This window comes from Agromyces sp. NPDC058104, assembly GCF_042884835.1.
Classification (GTDB): domain Bacteria; phylum Actinomycetota; class Actinomycetes; order Actinomycetales; family Microbacteriaceae; genus Agromyces.
The window spans coordinates 1,143,070-1,160,027 of sequence record NZ_JBHVTD010000001.1 but is presented as its reverse complement, the minus strand read 5'-3'; the positions used below and the strand labels follow the sequence as shown (position 1 = coordinate 1,160,027).

The window sequence follows — 16,958 nt, the reverse complement described above, 5'->3', positions numbered from 1 at the left end:
CGATGCACACCGTGGTGCGAGTCGCCGGACCCGACCTGATCCTCAGGCCCTCGCCCGTCGCGATGGTCTGGTACGAATCCGGCCGCCCGCACGAGGCGCTCGCGGCGCCGGGCGTGCACCTCTCGGCGGGAGAGGCCCTCGTCGAGGTCGAGCTCGCGACCGTCTGCGGCTCGGACGTGCACACCGTGCGCGGCGATCGGCCGGCGCCCGCGCCGCTCGTGCTCGGCCACGAGCAGGTCGGCCGCGTGGTCGCCGTCGGCGACGGGGCCGTGCGCGCCGACGGCGCCTCGCTCGAGCTCGGCGACCGGGTCGTCTGGTCGGTCGCGGTCAGCTGCGGCGAGTGCGATCGGTGCCGCCGCGGCCTCGCACAGAAATGCCGCTCGCTCGCGAAGTACGGGCACGAGCGCGTGCACCGCGGCTGGGAGCTCTCGGGCGGATTCGCGACCCACGTGCAGCTCAAGGCGGGAACGGCGGTGGTCCGCGTGAGCGAGGAGCTGCCGGCGTTCGTGGCCGCGCCCGCGTCGTGCGCGACCGCGACGGCGGTGGCCGCGCTCGACGCGGCGGCGGCGCAGGTGCCGCTCGCCGGCGCGCCGCTGCTCGTCACCGGCGGCGGCATGATCGGACTCAGCGTCGCCGCGATCGCGCGCGAGGCGGGTGCCGAGGTCGTCGTCTCCGATCCGGATGCCTCGCGGCGGGTGCTCGTCCGTCGATTCGGCGCGCTGGCGGTCGACCCGGGCGCAGCACCGGGGAGCGGCGAGCACCTCGACACCGTGCTCGCCGAGTTCGCCGCGCGCGGGCTCCCCGAACTGCTCATCGCGATCGAGGCGTCGGGCGCCGCCCCGGCGGTGCGGACGGCGATCGCGGCGCCCGGCGTCGGCGGGGTCGCGGTGCTCGTGGGCAGCGTCTCCCCGGGCACCGAGGTGCGGCTCGACCCCGAGACGGTCGTGCGGCGCCTCATGACCGTGACCGGCGTGCACAACTACACCCCCGAGCAGCTCGCCAGGGCGGTCGCCTTCCTCGAGCGGTCCTGGCGGTCGATGCCGCTCGACGAGCTCGTCGGCACGACGCATCCGCTCGACGAGATCGACCGGGCCCTCGCCGAAGCGGCGACGGGCGAGCACGTGCGCGTCGGGGTCGCGCCGGGACGCCGGCCGCACCCCTGATCCGGCCGGTCCGCCGGGCTCAGAAGACCGGCCGGGGCTCGTTCGTCACCACGACGACGACCACGATCGCGGCGACCGCCAGCAGCGCGGCGACGACCCAGGCGAAGCGCGGCGGGGTCCGGACGGCGCACCACACCAGGAACCCGATCTCGAACAGGGTCAGCACGCCGGCGATGACCGTGCCGGCGACGGCGGGCTCGAACACCGCGACGCGCCCGACCGTGCCCCCGTCGCCGTCGGGCACGACGTAGTCGAGCGGGATGGCGGTCGCGACGATCGCGGTCGCGGCGAGCGCGACGAGGAAGAACAGGGAGGCGAGCGCGATCCGCGGGAGTCTCTGCATGCCGTCCATGATGGCAGCGGCGCCGCCGGCTCGAGCGCGGAGATTTCCGCTCGGGCGGGGATCGGGGGAACATGGGGGCATGGCCGTCCGTGTTCCCCCGATCACGCCGGCATCGCGAGGCGGTGCACGGTGACGGATGCCACGGGCCCCACGCCGCACGACGCGCTCGAGCCGCTGCGCGCGTCGCTCGCCGCCGCGGCCGCTCGCCTCGCCGCCGCGGGCGCACGTGACGAGGTGATCGCCGAGCTCGTGCATCCGAAGCCGGTCCTCGGCGTCGCCCGCGCCCCGCGCATGGCCGACCGGGGGCGGGTCTGGCGGCTCGGGGTGCTGCTGCTCTCGGCCGACGGCACGCTGCACGCGACCGGGCACGTCGTCCGCGCCGAGCGGCCCGCCCGGCGCAGCGTGCTCGCGGCGAGCGTCGCCGAGCACCGGGCGTGGCAGGCGGCCGCGGTGAAGGGCGGCATCGCCGAGGGCGAGACCGTCAACTTCGACGCACCCGCGGTCGACCTCGACGAGCTCGCGAGCGCCGGGGCATCCGGCCCGATCGTGTTCGACGGCGCGACGGTGCTCGTGCGGTGGAATCCCGGCCAACCGGGCGCGCTCGCCGAGCTCGGCCGCTACCTCGACGACCGCGTGGGGCTGTTCGTCGACCCGCCCGGCGGCAGCACCTGATAGCGTCGATCCTCGTGTGTAGCCAATTCGCCACGATGATGATCGCGCGGCCCCGCACCGCCTGAGGCGGAGCGACCCGATCATCCACGTCACTCCGCCTCGGCCATGACCATGGCCGCGGTGCGATCCCGCGCACCCGGCCGATCATCTTCGGCAGCGGAGCAGACCCTTGCGCACACGCGAACACGCATCATCCACCCCTCGCCAGACCCGGGCCGGCCACGGAGGCCGGCAGGAGCTGGGGCAGAACTTCCTCGTCGATCGCGCCGCGATCGACCGCTTCGTCGCGCTCGCGGCGGCGACCAGCGGCCCGATCGTCGAGCTCGGCGCGGGCGGGGGCGCGCTCACCGCCCCGCTCGCCCGCCTCGGCCGACCGCTCACGGCGCTCGAGCTCGACCCCGGGCGTGCCGAGGCGCTGCGGCGCCGGTTCGGCCCGCGAGTCGCGGTCGAGCAGGCAGACGTGCTGCGCTGGCGGTACCCCGCCGCACCGCACGTCGTCGTCGGCAACGTGCCCTTCCATCTCACGACGGCGATCCTGCGCTCGCTCCTCGAACGCCCCGGCTGGACCGACGCCGTGCTGCTCACGCAGTGGGAGGCGGCACGTCGCCGCTGCGGGGTCGGCGGCTCGAGCCTGCTCACCGCGCAGTCGGCCCCGTGGTTCGAGTTCGCGCTCGACGGGCGGGTGCCGGCGCGAGCCTTCCGCCCGGTGCCCGCGGTCGACGCCGGGCTGTTCAGCGTTCGGCGCCGGGCCGACCCGCTCGTCGCGCCCGCCGAGCGACGCGCCTACAGCGGCTTCGTCGCGGCGGTGTTCCGGGGGCGCGGGCGCGGCCTGGCGCAGATCCTCACCCGCACGCCGAGGCCCATGAGCCTCGCGCAGGCGACGTCGTGGCTCGCCCGGCGAGGCCTCGCACGCGACGCACTGCCCGGCCGGCTCACCGCCGAGGACTGGGGTGCGCTGTGGGGGGAGGTGCGGCGGCGCTGATCGACGCGCCGTGCGCGTGGCCGCGGCTCAGGCCCAGCGGCTCAGGCCCAGCGGCTCGGGCCCGGCGGCTCAGGCCCAGCGGCTCCGGCTCAGCGGCGCCAGTCGCGCCGATCGTCGCCGTCGTCGTCGACCGGTGGGCGCAGGCGGAACGCCTCGCGCATCTTCTCGCCGGGCGGGGCCTTGATCGCGCGGATCACGACGCCGATGAGGATGATGACGGCGAACAGCGCGATCGCGCCGCCGAGGAGGATGCCGTAGAAGGCGAAGTCGTTCATGTCGTGCTCTTCCTGTCGGTCGTCGTCTGCCCGCCGTGCTCCTGCTCCTGGACGGACTCGATGATCGAGTCCTGCAGGCCGCGCTGGCCCGTATGCAGCTCCTGGTAGGTCTCGCCCGCGCCGGCGAGCGGGCCGAAGGCCTCGCGCAGGCGCTGACCGCGGGGCGCGCGCACGCCGCGCACGACCATGCCCACCACGAGCGCGATCACGAACAGCGCGATCGCACCGCCCATGATCAGGCCGGGAACTCCGAGTGCGTCGGCCACGTCGTCGCCCGGCTCAGAACCCGAAGGGGATGACGGGCTCGAGGCGCCCGTCGCGGAGGTCCTCGAGCACCCGAAGCTCGTGCGGCACGACGGGCTCGGGTAGCGCGTCGAGGGCGAACCACTCGAGCGCGGCGGCCTTCTGCGTCTCGAGCAGCCGCGGTTCGCCGGCCCAGGCGTCGACCGCGAAGAAGACGTCGAAGCGCTGCTCGATGGGACGGCCGCTGCCGTCGGTGCGGTGCATGAGGGTCAGCAGCTCGAGCGCACCGGGCTCGACCGAGACGCCGAGCTCCTCCTCCGCCTCGCGCGCCGCGCCGGCGAGCAGCGACTCGCCGGCCTCGACATGACCGGCCGCCCCGAACGCCCAGTGCTCGTCGTAGTAGCCGGTGCCGCGGCGCAGCTGCAGCAGCACCTCGTCGCCGCGGCGCAGCAGCACGTAGGCCGCGGGCACCACCGTGAAGCGCCCGTGGGTCGACGCGTACGCGTCGGTGTAGTGGTCGGTCACCGCATCAGTAGCCGACGACCGGCCCGAACGCGTCGGCGAGCGGCGCGCGGTTCACGGTGCGCAGCTCGTCGATCGAGACGGTGAACGCGTCCTGCACCTCGAGCGTGCCCGAGGCGGCGTCGGTCACGCCGATGCGGCGGACGGGGTAGCCCCGGCCCTCGCAGAGCCCGCGGAACTTCACGTCGTCCTCCCGCGGGACCGTGACGATGACGCGGCCCGTCGACTCGCTGAACAGCGCGGTCGCGAGGTCGACGTCGCCGTCGGCGAGCACTTCGCCGAGGAACACGCGGGCTCCGACGCCGAAGCGCGAGACCGCCTCGGCGAGGGCGATCGCGAGACCGCCGTCGGAGAGGTCGTGCGCAGAGTCGATGAGGCCCTCGATCGTCGCGGCCGAGAGCAGCTCGGCGAGCGTCTTCTCGGCGGCGAGGTCGACGGCCGGCGGGCGACCGCCGAGGTGGCCGTGCACGACCCCGGCCCAGGCCGAGCCGTCGAGTTCGGCCTTCGTGTCGCCGAGGAGGTAGATGTTGTGGCCCTCGTCCTGCCATCCGCTGGGGATGCGGCGGGCGACGTCGTCGATCACGCCGAGCACGGCGATGACGGGCGTCGGGTGGATCGGCACGTCACCGGTCTGGTTGTAGAAGCTGACGTTGCCGCCGGTGACGGGAATGCCGAGCTCGAGGCATCCGTCGCTGAGGCCCTCGACGGTCTCGGAGAACTGCCACATGACCTCGGGGTTCTCGGGGGAGCCGAAGTTCAGGCAGTCGCTGACGCCCATGGGCTTCGCGCCGGTCACGGCGACGTTGCGGTACGCCTCGGCCAGCGCGAGCTTCGCACCCTGGCGCGGGTCGAGGTAGGAGTAGCGGCCGTTGGCATCGGTCGCGACCGAGACGCCGAGGCCGGACTCCTCGTCGACGCGGACCATGCCGGCGTCGTCGGGTGCACCGAGCGCCGTGTTGCCGAGCACGTAGGAGTCGTACTGGTTCGTGACCCACGCGGCATCGGCCTGGTTCGCCGAGCCGACGAGCTTCAGGAACTGCTCGCGGATCTCGTCGGGCGTGGCCGGGCGGTCGAGCTTCGCGGCCGTGTCGGCCTGGAGCGCGTCGATCCACGTCGGGTAGGCGACGGGGCGCTCGTAGACGGGGCCGTCCACGGCGACGGTGCGCGGGTCGACGTTCACGATCTCCTGGCCGTGCCACATGATCGAGAGGCGGCCCGTGTCGGTGACCTCGCCGAGCACGCTCGTCTCGACGTCCCACTTCTCGACGACCTCGAGGAAGCCCTCGAGCTTCTCGGGCTTCACGATCGCCATCATGCGCTCCTGGCTCTCGCTCATGAGGATCTCCTCAGGCGTGAGCGTCGGGTCGCGGAGGAGCACGTCGTCGAGCACGATCGACATGCCGCCGTCGCCGTTCGAGGCGAGCTCGCTGGTCGCGCACGAGATGCCGGCGGCACCGAGGTCTTGAATGCCCTCGACGAGGTCGTTCTGGAACAGCTCGAGGCAGCACTCGATGAGCACCTTCTCGGCGAAGGGGTCGCCGACCTGCACCGCGGGTCGCTTGGTCGGGCCGCCCTCGGCGAAGGTGTCGGAGGCGAGGATCGACGCGCCGCCGATGCCGTCGCCGCCGGTGCGGGCGCCGAAGAGCACGACCTTGTTGCCCGCGCCCTTGGCGTTGGCGAGGTGCAGGTCTTCGTGGCGGAGCACGCCGACCGCGAGCGCGTTGACGAGCGGGTTCGCCTGGTAGACCCCGTCGAACCAGGTCTCGCCGCCGATGTTCGGCAGGCCGAGGCAGTTGCCGTAGAAGCTGATGCCCGACACGACGCCGTGCACGACACGAGCGGTGTCGGGGTGGTCGATGTCGCCGAATCGCAGCGCGTCCATGACGGCCACGGGGCGCGCGCCCATCGAGATGATGTCGCGCACGATGCCGCCGACGCCGGTCGCGGCGCCCTGGAACGGCTCGATGTACGAGGGGTGGTTGTGCGACTCGATCTTGAAGGTGACGGCCCAGCCCTCGCCGATGTCGAGCACGCCGGCGTTCTCGCCCATGCCGACCATGAGGTGCTTCTTCATGTCGGGCGTGACCTTCTTGCCGAACTGGCGCAGGTAGATCTTCGACGACTTGTACGAGCAGTGCTCGCTCCACATGACCGAGTACATCGCGAGCTCGGCGCTCGTGGGGCGGCGGCCCAGGATGTTGCGGATGCGCTCGTACTCGTCGGGCTTCAGGCCCAGCGCCGCGTACGGCTGCTCCTTCTCGGGCGTGGCGGCCGCGACCTCGACGGTGTCGAGCACCGCGGTCGTCGGTGCAGCGATGTTGGCGGGAGTGTTGATGGTCACGAGTGGCGAGCTCCAGAAGACGGCGGCGAGGCGGATGCCGCGGGGCGAATGCCTGACCCCAGCAGTCTACCGGCCGTGCTCAGGTGAGCAGGCCTTGTGAGAAATGCTCAGATATGGCAGACTTCGTGCCAAGAGAGCATGAAGGTGCGCGAAATGGCCAGAACCGTGTCTCATCAGATCGCCGATCACACGCTGCGCGATCGGCAGCGCGATCTCACCCGTCGGGTCATCACCGACGCGCTCGCGACGGTGGTCGTTCGCGACGGCGTCGCCGAGCTCTCGATGCAGATGGTCGCCGATGAGGCAGGATGCTCCCTCCGCACGCTCTACCGGCATTTCGGGAGCCGGGAGGACCTCCTCGCCGGGCTCGATGCGGAGGCCGATGCCTTCCTCCGGGCGTGCTTCGACCGCGCGCTCGAGACCGGCGGCGATGACCTCGCCCGCGTGCTGGAGGACCTCGCGCTCCAGTTGGGCGGGCGCCGCGAGCTCGTGCTCGCCTGGGCTGCCGCCTCGCCGCGCTCGGCGATCCGCGGCTCGCTGCACGGGCGCGTCGCCGAGCTGGTCGACGGCGCCGTCGACCGCGTCGCCCCCGCGCTCGCCCGCGAGGAGCGGGAGCGCGTGGCCGCCGCGTTTCGATTGGTGGCGTCCGGGCGCGCCTGGCTGCTGCTCACCGATCAGCTCTCCGACGAGGACGCCTCGACGACGGCCGGATGGATCGTGCGAACGCTGCTCGCCGAGCTCGCCCGCGGAGGGCGACCGAACACGGATTGATGCAGACGAAGGAGTCATGCCATGCACACCACGGTGTCGGCGCTCATCCCGCTCGACGAGGCGGCCGGCCTGCCGGTCGGACTCATCGGCGGCAAGGCGCTCCGGCTCGCGAAGCTGCGCGCGGACGGACGGCTCGTGCCCGACGGCTTCGTGCTCTCGAGCGCGGTCCACGATCGAGCGACCCGTTCGGCCGGTGCGCCGGCGGTGCTTCCCGACGAGCTCCGAGCGCCGTTCATCGCGGCCTGCGACCGCCTCGGGTATCCGATCGTCGTGAGATCGTCGGCGGTCGCGGAGGACCTCGCCGGCTCCTCCTTCGCCGGGCAGTTCGAATCGGTGCTGCACGTGGCGAGCTCCGACGAGGCGATCGCCGCGGTCGAACGCTGCTGGCGGGCCACGACGAGCGAGCACCTCGCCGCCTACCGGGACGCCCGCCGGACGGGTGACGGCTCGCTCGCCCTGCTCGTCCAGCGGCAGCTCGCTCCCGCCTCGGCAGGCGTGGCGTTCGGGCGCGACCCGGTCAGCGGCGACGACCGCGTCGTGATCGAGGCGGTGGCGGGCCTCGCCGATCGACTGCTCGGCGGTGCGACCTCGCCTGAGCGCTGGACGGTCGAGCGCGACGCAGCAGTTCGACGGACCGGTGCCGACGGGCCCGCGCTGCTCGACGAGGCCGAGGTGCTGCGGGTCGCCGAGCTGGTCCGGCAGCTCGGGGAGGTGTTCGGCGCGCCGCAGGACGTCGAGTGGGCGTTCGCGGGAGGCGAGCTCAACGTCGTGCAGAGTCGACCGATCACCACCCTGCCCGCTCCCGAGGCCGCCGGCGCCCGCGAGCCCGTCCCCGCGACGTGGCTGCGCGATTCCCTGCACTGGCCGGATCGCCTCTCGCCCTTCGGCGTCGGGATCTGGGCGGGCACCATGCGCGCCGGACTCGGCCGCGCCGCCGATCTCTTCGGGCTCCTCATCTCGACCGCCGAGGTGCACGTCGTCGATCACCGCGTCTACGCGGAGGTGATCCCCTTCGGCGGCCCGTCCAAGCTGCCTCCGCCGCCCGGGTGGTTGCTTCCCCTGCTCATCCGGGTCGTCCCGGCGCTCCGTTCTCGCATCGCCCGCTCGGTCGAGGCGGTCCGGGCCGACACGGCCGGCGACGTGCTCGAGCGATGGGTCGCGCAGGACGCCCCTCGTCTCACCTCGGAGCTGCAGCGGCGGCGCCGGGTCGACCTCGCCGTGCTCGACCTCCGCGAGCTGTTCGAGCTGCTCGACGAGACCCGCGAGTTCTTCGACGAGACGCTCGCCGAGCACTTCGCGGTGGTGTTCGCGCTGTCGCAGGTGATGGGCGAGTACGTCTTCCTCGCGCGAGACCTGCTGGGGTGGGAGCCCGCCCGTGCCCTGTTCGAGCTCCGGGCGCGTTCGTGGGCCTCCACTGATGCGGCGGTCGCGCTCGACGAACTCGCGGAGCGCGCCATCGGCACGTCCGCGGCCGCGGCGGACCGACCGGTCGGCGACCTCGCGACGCTCGCCGCCGCCGACGCCGGGTTCGCCGAGGCCGTCGAGCGCTACCTCGAGCGCTACGGGGGCAGGATGCTCGGCCTCGACCCGATGGACCCGACGCTCGCCGAGGCGCCGGACTCGCTCCAGCCCGCGTTCGCAGCTGCGGTCGGACGGGTTCGGGCACGCCTCGGAGCAGACCCCGTCCGAACGGTGTCGCAGCCTCCGACCGGGGACGACTCGCCGCTCGAGGACCTCGCGCTCGAGGAGGCATCCGAGCACGACCGGCTGCGCTGGCGGCGCGCGGTCGCGCGCGCCGCGCGGTACTACGGGGCCCGCGACGAGAGCGAGCTGCTCGGATTCAACGAACCGCTCGGATCGATCCGCCGCATCACCGTCGAGATCGGCGCGCGGCTCGCCGCCCAAGGTGCGCTGAGGCATGCCGACGACTGCTTCATGCTCACGCCGGACGAATTCCGCGAGGCGTGCGGCGGCGGGGAGCGCCTGCGTCGCGTGGCCTCCGAACGCCGACGTTCGTTCGACGAGGCGGCGCTCCTCGGCGACCGGCCGGAGGTCGGGGCGCTCGCGCCGCCGCCGAACCTCAGCGCGCTGCCGGCCGAGGCGCGGTTCGCCAACGAAGCGCTCGTCTGGTACCTCGGCTCGATCACGGGCCAGTCGCCGGGCGCGGTGCCCGCCGATGCGCTCGCCGGCGGCACACCGGCCTCGGCCGGGCGGGCGCGCGGCCCCGTCCGGATCGTGCGGGGGCCAGATGACTTCCCGCTCATCCGCCAGGGCGACGTGCTCGTGTGCCCGACCACGGCCCCCTCCTGGAGCCCGATCCTCGGACAGGTCGCGGCGGTCGTCGCCGACCACGGCGGGGTGCTGTCGCATCCGGCGATCATCGCGCGCGAGTTCGGCATCCCGGCGATCGTCGGCACCGGAGACGGCACGTCGAGGCTGCACGACGGCGAGGTCGTGCTCGTCGACGGCACCACCGGCACGGTGCGTCGCTGAACGACCGCCGACGGCGCACCGGTCGCTCTCGTCGCAGACGACGCGGGCACGGTGCGTCGCGAGTAGAGTCCGATCCGAGCACCGACCCCGTTCGTCTGGCCGAGGGGAGCCGCGATGAGCACCACCCGCACGCCGGTCCAGCGGGTCCTGTCGACCTTCCGCACCGAGCACGCGATCCACGGCACGGTGCTCGTGAGCGCCGTCATCGCCGTCGGCTGGAACGACGACACCGACCTCGAGGTGCTGCTCTTCGTGCTCGGCTCGGTCGGCGTCTTCTGGCTCGCGCACGTGTACTCGGGCATCCTCGCCCGCGAGGGCGACCGTGAGCCGCGGCTCCGCGCCGTGCTCGTCGCGGCCCGCCGCTCGATGAGCCACACGACCGGGCTCATCGCCTCGATGGTGCTGCCGGTGGTGTTCCTGCTGCTCGCCGTCGTGGGAGTGCTCGACGAGTACGTGGCCTACTACGCGGCGCTGTGGGTCGGCGTCCTCGTGCTCGCGGTGCTCGGCTACGCCGCCTCGGCCCGCCGAGGCAGCCCCTGGTACCTGCGCGTGCTCAGCGCGGTGGTCACGGCGAGCCTCGGCCTGCTCATCATCTGGCTGAGCTCGCTCGTGCGCTGAGGGCGCCCTGCCGTAGAATGGCTGGCGGTCGTCGCATTCCCGTCGGCCGCTCCGGACGCCGCCGCGCACCCTCCGCTAGAATGGCTGGCGGTCGTCGCATTCTCGATGACCCTGGGCGCGCACATCAGCGCGCAGTCGACCCGCCGCCGGCACTCGCGAAGCCTCGCACGCCGCCGCTCCGCGGGGTACGCCATCCGTTGCTGGATCCTTCATGACCTCGTCTGTTCCCACGGTGCATCCTGCGCCGCCGTTCCCCTGGCTCGGCCTCATCGTCCTCGCCTCCGCCGTCTTCCTCTCGGTCACCATCGAGATGCTGCCGACGGGCCTCCTGCCCGACATGAGCCGCGAGCTCGGCGTCGGCGAGCCGCTCATCGGCCTCCTCGTCACCGTGTTCGCGGCGACCGTGGTCGTGCTGACCGTGCCGCTCGCGGCCCTCACCCGCCGCGTCGCTCGCCGACGGCTCATCGTCATCACCCTCGTGCTCCTCGCCGTGAGCTGCGTGCTCAGCGCGCTCGCGCCGAACTATCCGACGGTGGTCGCCACCCGCGTGCTCGGCGGTGCGGCGCACGGGCTCTTCTGGGCGGTCGTCGGCGCCTACGCCGGCCACCTCGTGCCGAAGGAGCAGCTCGCCCGCGCCGTCTCGATCTCGGTCGCGGGCGGCTCGGCCGCCTTCGTGCTCGGGGTGCCGCTCAGCACCGCCCTCGGCCAGGCCCTCGGCTGGCGGTTCGCGTTCGCCGCCATGGGCGGCCTGACGCTGATCGGCGCCGTGCTCGTCTGGCGGTTCCTGCCGCCGGTGCGGCACCATGCGGGCGAGGCGGATGCCGCGCCGGTCCGCGTGCGCAAGGACCCGACGTTCGTGCCGGTGATCGTGGTGTGCCTCATCACCGCCGTGACGATGATCGGCATGTACACCTTCTACACCTACATCGCGCCCTACATGACCGACGTCATGGGCCTGCCGTCGAGCGCGATCAGCCCCATGCTGCTCGCCTACGGCATCGCCGGAGCGGTCGGCCTCGTGCTCGCCGGGGCGGTGCTCGGGCGCCGCCCGACGGTCGGATTGGTCGTCGCGATGGTCGCCACCGGGCTCGGCGCGGCGGGGCTCGCCGCGTTCCCCGAGGTGCCGGTGGTGTCGATCGGCAGCTTCCTGCTGTTCGGCACGGCGTTCGGCGCCCTGCCGACGATGCTCAACACGCGACTGCTGCACTCGGCGTCGGCGAAGATCCGCGATGCCGCGGCGTCGTTCTACACGACGGCCTTCAACACGGGCATCGGCGGCGGGGCGCTGCTCGGCGCCGCGCTTTACGGCGTCATCGGGCTGCCCGCCCTGCCGTGGGTCTTCGTCGGGCTGCTCGCGTGCGCGACCGCGGCCCTCGTGTGGACCGCGCTCGTCAACCGCGTCAGCCGCTGAGCTCGCGGCGAGCTACTCGGCGCGCGAGAAGGCGGCCGCGCGGGCGATCTGCTCGGGCGTGATCGAGACGCCGGTGTAGCGCTCGAACTGCCGGGCGGCCTGCAGGGCGTGCACCTCGGCGCCCGTGATCACGGTCTTGCCCGCCGCGCGCGCGGCGAGGATGAGCGGCGTCTCGGCCGGGAAGGCGACCACGTCGAACACCACGGATGCCGCGGCGATGTGCTCGTCGGAGAAGGAGAGCGCCGAGGCATCCGCCCCCTGCATGCCGAGGGGGGTGACGTTCACGATCAGCTCGGCCGAACCCGGGGCGGGGTCGTCGGCGACCCAGGCGTACCCGTACTGCTCGGCGAGCGCCGAGCCGAGCTCCGCGTTGCGGGCGAGCACCGTGAGGTGCTCGAAGCCCGCGTCGCGGAACGCCGCGACGACGGCCTTCGCCATGCCGCCCGAGCCGCGCACGAGCACCCGCAGCGAGGGGTCGAGCTCGTTGTCGGCGATGAGCTGGGCGATCGCCTCGAAGTCGGTGTTGGAACCCGTCAGCACGCCGCCGTCGTTCACGATCGTGTTGACCGACTCGATCGCCGCCGCCGAGGGCTCGACGACGTCGATGAGGGGGATGACCGCCTCCTTGAACGGCATCGACACGGAGCATCCGCGCAGCCCGAGCGCCCTGATGCCGCGCACGGCGCCCTCGATGTCGTCGGTCGTGAAGGCCTTGTACGCGAAGTTCAGCCCGAGCTCGTCGTAGAGGTAGTTGTGGAACCTCGTGCCGAGGTTCGACGGGCGGCCGGCGAGCGAGATGCAGAGCTGCATGTCCTTGTTGAGGATGGGCATGGATCAATCATGCTCTGCGCAGCGGGGGTCCCGATACGCTTCGTCGCCCGGCGCGCGGGGTCAGCCGATCTTCGGCGGGCCGATCATGAGCAGCACCGCGAAGAGCGCCGCGATGCCGACGACGGCGAGCACCGTCAGCAGCAGCGGGCGGGCGAGGAACCAGCGCAGCAGGCGGTTCACCCAGTTGCCGTCGGCGGGGTGGTCGGTCGCCTCGAAGCGCCAGTCGCCTTCGAGGTGGCCCTTGCGCACGAGCCACAGCTCGAACGGCACCGTGGCGTAGGGCACGATCGCGGTGAGCACGGCGAATGCGATGCGGCCGACGTTCCAGCGCTGGTTGACGCCGACGAGCACCGACTGGAAGGCGTACGCGAGGAACACGAAACCGTGGATCGACCCGCCCACGAGCACCGCCCACTCGATGCCCGCCGCGTACTTCAGGATCATCGCGACGATGAGGATCGTCCAGGTGACGGCCTCGGCGAGGGCGAGTGCGCGGTAGAGGCGCTTCGGCGTCAGCCGGCTCGCGGGGGCGGTGACGGCGGCGGTCGCGCTCGTGGCGGGGGAGGTGGTCATGCGGTCGTGGCTCCAGTGGTCGGGATGCTTCCATCGTCGCAAACGGAGGTGTGCGCGGCATCCGTCGAAGGTTGGAACTCAGGGCCGGCGGAGCCGGTCGGAGTAGGCTGCCACGGTGAACGCGCAAGACACCCGTGCCCTCGTCGAGTCCCGGCTCGCCGTCATCCCCGACTTCCCCGAGCCCGGGGTGCTCTTCCGCGACCTGACGCCCGTGTTCGCCGACGGAGAGGCGTTCCACGCGCTCGCCGAGGCGCTGACCGCGCCGTTCGCCGGCCGGTTCGACGTGCTCGCCGGGGTCGAGGCGCGCGGATTCCTGCTCGCGGCGGCGGCCTCGGTCGCGGCCGGCGTCGGCGTGCTGCCGATCCGCAAGGCGGGCAAGCTGCCGCGCGCCGTGCTCACCGAGGAGTACGCGCTCGAGTACGGCACCGCCGCCCTCGAGGTGCACGAGGGCGAACTGCCGCCCGGCACCCGGGTGCTCATCGTCGACGACGTGCTCGCCACCGGCGGCACGGTCGGCGCCGCGGCCCGCCTCGTCGAGCGTGCCGGCTGGCAGGTCGCGGGCGTCTCGGTCGCGATCGAGCTCGACGGTCTCGGCGGCCGTGCCGCGCTGCCCGACGCGTTCGAGACCTACAGCCTGCTGCAGTACTGACCCCAGCCCACCCCACTGTTTCCTGAACGCGCGGGGTGGTGCGGCGGGCTCGCGGCGGCCCGGCGGCGACGTGGCGGCGGGCTCAGTTCCAGTCGATCAGGGCGGGGTCGATCTCGATGCCGGTGATCGTGTTGATCGCGAGCACGATGATCAGCGCGTTGAAGAAGAAGCTGAGGGTCGTGTGCCAGACGACGCTCCAGCGCATCCGGGTCGTCGTGACGACGACGTCGGAGACCGAGAAGTTCGTCGCGTTGGTGAAGGCGAAGTACACGAAGTCGATCAGCGTGGGCTCGGGCGTGCGCGGGAACTCGAGCGGCGGCCGGCCCTCGGCGGTGTGCTGACGGGAGTAGTAGATGCGCGCCCATCCCCAGTGGAACAGGCACCAGGCGACGAGCATCGCCCACACCGCGAACAGCTCGACGAACGGACCCCACTCGGGATCGTTGCGCAGCAGGATGAGCTCGATCGCGGCGAAGACGCCGACGATGCTCGACGAGAACATGAGCCCGCTGGCGACGGTGCGCATCACGGGGTGCGCGAGGAACCGCCGGGTGCGGCGGCGGCCGGCCAGGTGCGGTCGGCGGACGGCGAGGTTGAGGGCGAGCATCGTGGCGCCGAGGTAGACGGTGCCGATGAGGCACCACGCGACGAGGGCGTCGACGTCCTCGTCGCCGAGGATGAACCAGAGGCCGAGCGCCACGAGGCACAGCTGCACGGCGAGCCCGATCGACTCGGCGACGATCGCCCCGACGTCGTGTGTGCGCGCGTCACCGGCTGTCTTCGTCACGGCCCCTCCCGTCCCCACGACCCGCGTGACCTCAGCATGCCAGAGCGCTCGACGGGAAGGCCGCCCCGAGGCATCCGACTCGCCGACCGTTGATTTGAGTCATTCAAAACAACTGGTTACGGTTGAGGCATGGACACCGCGACCGAGCACGACCCCGCCGCGCGCATCCGCGCGGCCGGGCTCAAGGTGACCGCGCCGCGGCTCGCCGTGCTCGAGGCGCTCTCGGGCCACGGCCACCTCGACGCCGAGACCGTCTTCGAGCGGGTGCGCGGCGGGCTGCCGACGACGTCGCTGCAGGCGGTCTACGGCGTGCTCGCGGCACTCTCGGGCGCGGGTCTGCTGCGCCGCATCGAACCCGCGGGCTCGCCCGCGCTCTACGAGGGGCGCACGGGCGACAACCATCACCACCTCGTGTGCACGAGGTGCCACACCGTCGCCGACGTCGACTGCGTCGTCGGCCAGCCGCCCTGCCTCGAGCCGAGCGACCCGGGCGGCTTCGCGATCCACACCGCGGAGGTCACCTTCTGGGGCCTCTGCGCCGACTGCCGATCATCGGAGTCGACGGCCTAGCCCGCAGCATCCGACCCCACCGCTTCCGCCGGCCCTACCCGGCGGAAGGCGACCGTGCGCCCTCGGGCGCGCGCTCGTCGCCGTGCCCAGCGCGCGGCATCGTCACCCGCCCGCCACCGAACGAAGGACGAACGCATGACGAATCACACCACCACCCAGACCGGCACCCCGGTCGCGAGCGACGCGCATTCGCTGACCGTCGGCGCCGACGGCGCGACCGTGCTGCACGACCGCTACCTCGTCGAGAAGCTCGCGCAGTTCAACCGCGAGCGCATTCCCGAGCGCATCGTGCACGCGAAGGGCGGCGGCGCGTTCGGCCGCTTCGAGGTGACGGCGGATGTCTCGCGGTACACCCGTGCCGCGCTCTTCCAGCCCGGCGCGAGCGTCGAGACCCTGCTGCGCTTCTCCTCGGTCGCCGGCGAGCAGGGCTCGCCCGACACCTGGCGCGACGTGCGCGGCTTCTCGCTGAAGTTCTACACGCCCGAGGGCAACTACGACCTCGTCGGCAACAACACCCCGGTGTTCTTCATCCGAGACGGCATCAAGTTCCCCGACTTCATCCACTCGCAGAAGCGGCTGCCCGGCTCGGGCCTGCGCGACGCCGACATGCAGTGGGACTTCTGGACCCTCTCGCCTGAGTCGGCGCACCAGGTGACGTACCTCATGGGCGACCGCGGCCTCCCGAAGTCGTGGCGCGAGATGCACGGCTTCGGCTCGCACACTTACCAGTGGATCAATGCCGAGGGCGAGCGGTTCTGGGTGAAGTACCACTTCCGTTCGCGCCAGGGCGACCTGCACCTCGACGCCGCCGAGGCCGAGGCGATCGCCGGGGCCGACGCCGACTACTACCGCCGCGACCTGTTCGACGCGATCGAGCGCGGCGACTTCCCCCAGTGGGACGTCTTCGTGCAGGTCATGCCCTACGAGGAGGCGAAGACCTACCGGTTCAACCCCTTCGACCTCACGAAGGTGTGGCCGCACGGCGACTACCCGCTCATCGAGGTCGGCGTGCTCACGCTCGACCGCAACCCGCAGAACTTCTTCGCGGAGATCGAGCAGGCGGCGTTCTCGCCCGCGAACACCGTGCGGGGCATCGGCATCAGCCCCGACAAGATGCTCATGGCGCGCGTGTTCAGCTACCCCGACGCCCAGCGCTACCGGGTCGGCACGAACTACAACCAGCTGCCGGTGAACGCCCCGCACGCGGCCCCCGTCGCGAACTACTCGCAGGACGGCGCGCAGCGCCACCACTACAACGCCCCGTCGGTGCCGGTGTACGCGCCGAACTCGTTCGGCGGGCCGACCGCGTCGGCTGAAGCGGCGGGCGAGGGCTCGTGGGAGGGCGACGGCGAGCTCATGCGCACGGCGTACACGCTGCGCGCCGACGACAGCGACTTCGGCCAGGCGGGCACGCTCTACCGCGACGTCTACTCGGCCGAGGCGAAGCAGCGCCTGCAGGCGACCCTGCTCGGCCAGGCGCAGGCGATCACGATCGACGAGATCCGCGAGCGGTTCTTCCAGTACTGGACGAACGTCGACGCCGAGCTCGGCGCCGTGCTGCGAGCGGCCCACGCGGTCGCAGCGGAGGACGGCGCAGCCGCGTAAGAACCGCTGATCACGGCACGATGACGGATGCCTCGGGGCCGGCCCCGAGGCATCCGTCCGTCGTCGTTCGGGCCCTCGTCCTCGAGCCGTCGCGAACGTCGACGCCGAA

At 72.6% G+C, this 16,958-nt stretch carries 18 protein-coding genes; 10 read left to right on the top strand and 8 right to left on the bottom strand.

The features are described from left to right. Positions 1–2: 2 nt before the first annotated feature. Complete coding sequence (locus tag ACFVTH_RS05490; protein WP_387087499.1) at positions 3–1,163, top strand: alcohol dehydrogenase catalytic domain-containing protein; 1,161 nt, start codon at positions 3–5, stop codon at positions 1,161–1,163. A 19-nt stretch (positions 1,164–1,182) separates the two neighbouring features. On the opposite strand, the gene ACFVTH_RS05485 is transcribed toward ACFVTH_RS05490, so the two are convergent. Then, positions 1,183–1,506 (bottom strand): hypothetical protein, encoded by a 324-nt coding sequence (locus tag ACFVTH_RS05485; RefSeq protein ID WP_387087497.1) that lies wholly within the window; start codon positions 1,504–1,506, stop codon positions 1,183–1,185. A gap of 129 nt (positions 1,507–1,635) precedes the next feature. On the opposite strand from ACFVTH_RS05485, the gene ACFVTH_RS05480 reads away from it, so the two are divergent. After that, complete coding sequence (locus ACFVTH_RS05480; protein ID WP_387087495.1) at positions 1,636–2,178, top strand: hypothetical protein; 543 nt, start codon at positions 1,636–1,638, stop codon at positions 2,176–2,178. A 169-nt stretch (positions 2,179–2,347) separates the two neighbouring features. Then, positions 2,348–3,160 carry a 23S ribosomal RNA methyltransferase Erm gene (gene erm, locus ACFVTH_RS05475; RefSeq protein WP_387087493.1) on the top strand — a complete coding sequence of 271 codons (813 nt, stop codon included), beginning with the start codon at positions 2,348–2,350 and terminating at the stop codon, positions 3,158–3,160. Between the two features lie 89 nt (positions 3,161–3,249). On the opposite strand, the gene ACFVTH_RS05470 is transcribed toward erm, so the two are convergent. Genes ACFVTH_RS05470 through purL form a run of 4 tightly spaced genes read right to left on the bottom strand, consistent with a single transcriptional unit; the run spans position 3,250 to position 6,541 of the window. Continuing rightward, a complete protein-coding gene (locus ACFVTH_RS05470) occupies positions 3,250–3,435 on the bottom strand; it encodes a hypothetical protein (protein WP_387087491.1) in 186 nt (61 codons plus the stop codon). Then, positions 3,432–3,701: a hypothetical protein gene (locus ACFVTH_RS05465; protein WP_387087489.1), complete on the bottom strand. Its 270-nt coding sequence runs from the start codon at positions 3,699–3,701 to the stop codon at positions 3,432–3,434. Before ACFVTH_RS05465 ends, ACFVTH_RS05470 begins: the two co-directional genes overlap by 4 nt. Before the next feature lie 13 nt (positions 3,702–3,714). Further along, on the bottom strand, positions 3,715–4,203 hold the full coding sequence (locus ACFVTH_RS05460; RefSeq protein WP_387087487.1) for an NUDIX domain-containing protein: 489 nt from the start codon (positions 4,201–4,203) through the stop codon (positions 3,715–3,717). A gap of 4 nt (positions 4,204–4,207) precedes the next feature. After that, positions 4,208–6,541, bottom strand: coding sequence for a phosphoribosylformylglycinamidine synthase subunit PurL (gene purL, locus ACFVTH_RS05455; protein WP_387087485.1), 2,334 nt, complete (start codon positions 6,539–6,541; stop codon positions 4,208–4,210). A gap of 153 nt (positions 6,542–6,694) precedes the next feature. On the opposite strand from purL, the gene ACFVTH_RS05450 reads away from it, so the two are divergent. From ACFVTH_RS05450 to ACFVTH_RS05435, 4 genes are all read left to right on the top strand, one after another. Further along, complete coding sequence (locus ACFVTH_RS05450) at positions 6,695–7,312, top strand: TetR/AcrR family transcriptional regulator (protein ID WP_387087483.1); 618 nt, start codon at positions 6,695–6,697, stop codon at positions 7,310–7,312. Positions 7,313–7,333: 21 nt separating this feature from the next. Then, positions 7,334–9,805, top strand: a complete 2,472-nt coding sequence (locus ACFVTH_RS05445; RefSeq protein WP_387087481.1) for a PEP/pyruvate-binding domain-containing protein — start codon at positions 7,334–7,336, stop codon at positions 9,803–9,805. Between the two features lie 114 nt (positions 9,806–9,919). Beyond that, positions 9,920–10,423, top strand: a complete 504-nt coding sequence (locus ACFVTH_RS05440; RefSeq protein WP_387087479.1) for a hypothetical protein — start codon at positions 9,920–9,922, stop codon at positions 10,421–10,423. Between the two features lie 211 nt (positions 10,424–10,634). Beyond that, on the top strand, positions 10,635–11,834 hold the full coding sequence (locus ACFVTH_RS05435) for an MFS transporter (protein WP_387087478.1): 1,200 nt from the start codon (positions 10,635–10,637) through the stop codon (positions 11,832–11,834). 12 nt (positions 11,835–11,846) lie between these two features. Here the strand turns inward: ACFVTH_RS05435 and ACFVTH_RS05430 are convergent, their stop codons facing one another. Together ACFVTH_RS05430 and ACFVTH_RS05425 are read right to left on the bottom strand one after the other, a co-directional pair. Then, complete coding sequence (locus tag ACFVTH_RS05430) at positions 11,847–12,665, bottom strand: shikimate 5-dehydrogenase (protein ID WP_386942207.1); 819 nt, start codon at positions 12,663–12,665, stop codon at positions 11,847–11,849. A 60-nt stretch (positions 12,666–12,725) separates the two neighbouring features. Then, the gene (locus ACFVTH_RS05425; protein ID WP_387087476.1) at positions 12,726–13,238 is read right to left on the bottom strand and encodes a DUF3817 domain-containing protein; all 513 of its coding nucleotides are present in this window, start codon (positions 13,236–13,238) and stop codon (positions 12,726–12,728) included. 115 nt (positions 13,239–13,353) lie between these two features. Here ACFVTH_RS05425 and ACFVTH_RS05420 point away from each other — a divergent pair, with 115 nt between their 5' ends. Beyond that, entirely contained in the window at positions 13,354–13,887 is a 534-nt protein-coding gene (locus ACFVTH_RS05420; RefSeq protein ID WP_387087474.1) for an adenine phosphoribosyltransferase, read from the top strand. 82 nt (positions 13,888–13,969) lie between these two features. Here ACFVTH_RS05420 and ACFVTH_RS05415 read toward each other — a convergent pair whose 3' ends face one another. Next, positions 13,970–14,674, bottom strand: a complete 705-nt coding sequence (locus ACFVTH_RS05415) for a DUF1345 domain-containing protein (protein ID WP_387087472.1) — start codon at positions 14,672–14,674, stop codon at positions 13,970–13,972. A gap of 129 nt (positions 14,675–14,803) precedes the next feature. On the opposite strand from ACFVTH_RS05415, the gene ACFVTH_RS05410 reads away from it, so the two are divergent. Both ACFVTH_RS05410 and ACFVTH_RS05405 read left to right on the top strand, forming a co-directional pair. Further along, positions 14,804–15,244: a Fur family transcriptional regulator gene (locus ACFVTH_RS05410; protein ID WP_387087470.1), complete on the top strand. Its 441-nt coding sequence runs from the start codon at positions 14,804–14,806 to the stop codon at positions 15,242–15,244. A 135-nt stretch (positions 15,245–15,379) separates the two neighbouring features. After that, a complete protein-coding gene (locus tag ACFVTH_RS05405; protein ID WP_387087468.1) occupies positions 15,380–16,849 on the top strand; it encodes a catalase in 1,470 nt (489 codons plus the stop codon). Positions 16,850–16,958 lie beyond the last annotated feature (109 nt).

Bases quoted from the DNA above. Each gene is read 5' to 3' on its own strand.
- ACFVTH_RS05490 (WP_387087499.1), top strand. From the start codon at position 3: ATGCACACCGTGGTGCGAGTCGCCGGACCCGACCTGATCCTCAGGCCC.
- ACFVTH_RS05485 (WP_387087497.1), bottom strand. From the start codon at position 1,506: ATGCAGAGACTCCCGCGGATCGCGCTCGCCTCCCTGTTCTTCCTCGTC.
- ACFVTH_RS05470 (WP_387087491.1), bottom strand. From the start codon at position 3,435: ATGAACGACTTCGCCTTCTACGGCATCCTCCTCGGCGGCGCGATCGCG.
- ACFVTH_RS05450 (WP_387087483.1), top strand. From the start codon at position 6,695: ATGGCCAGAACCGTGTCTCATCAGATCGCCGATCACACGCTGCGCGAT.
- ACFVTH_RS05445 (WP_387087481.1), top strand. From the start codon at position 7,334: ATGCACACCACGGTGTCGGCGCTCATCCCGCTCGACGAGGCGGCCGGC.
- ACFVTH_RS05440 (WP_387087479.1), top strand. From the start codon at position 9,920: ATGAGCACCACCCGCACGCCGGTCCAGCGGGTCCTGTCGACCTTCCGC.
- ACFVTH_RS05435 (WP_387087478.1), top strand. From the start codon at position 10,635: ATGACCTCGTCTGTTCCCACGGTGCATCCTGCGCCGCCGTTCCCCTGG.
- ACFVTH_RS05430 (WP_386942207.1), bottom strand. From the start codon at position 12,665: ATGCCCATCCTCAACAAGGACATGCAGCTCTGCATCTCGCTCGCCGGC.
- ACFVTH_RS05425 (WP_387087476.1), bottom strand. From the start codon at position 13,238: ATGACCACCTCCCCCGCCACGAGCGCGACCGCCGCCGTCACCGCCCCC.
- ACFVTH_RS05410 (WP_387087470.1), top strand. From the start codon at position 14,804: ATGGACACCGCGACCGAGCACGACCCCGCCGCGCGCATCCGCGCGGCC.
- ACFVTH_RS05405 (WP_387087468.1), top strand. From the start codon at position 15,380: ATGACGAATCACACCACCACCCAGACCGGCACCCCGGTCGCGAGCGAC.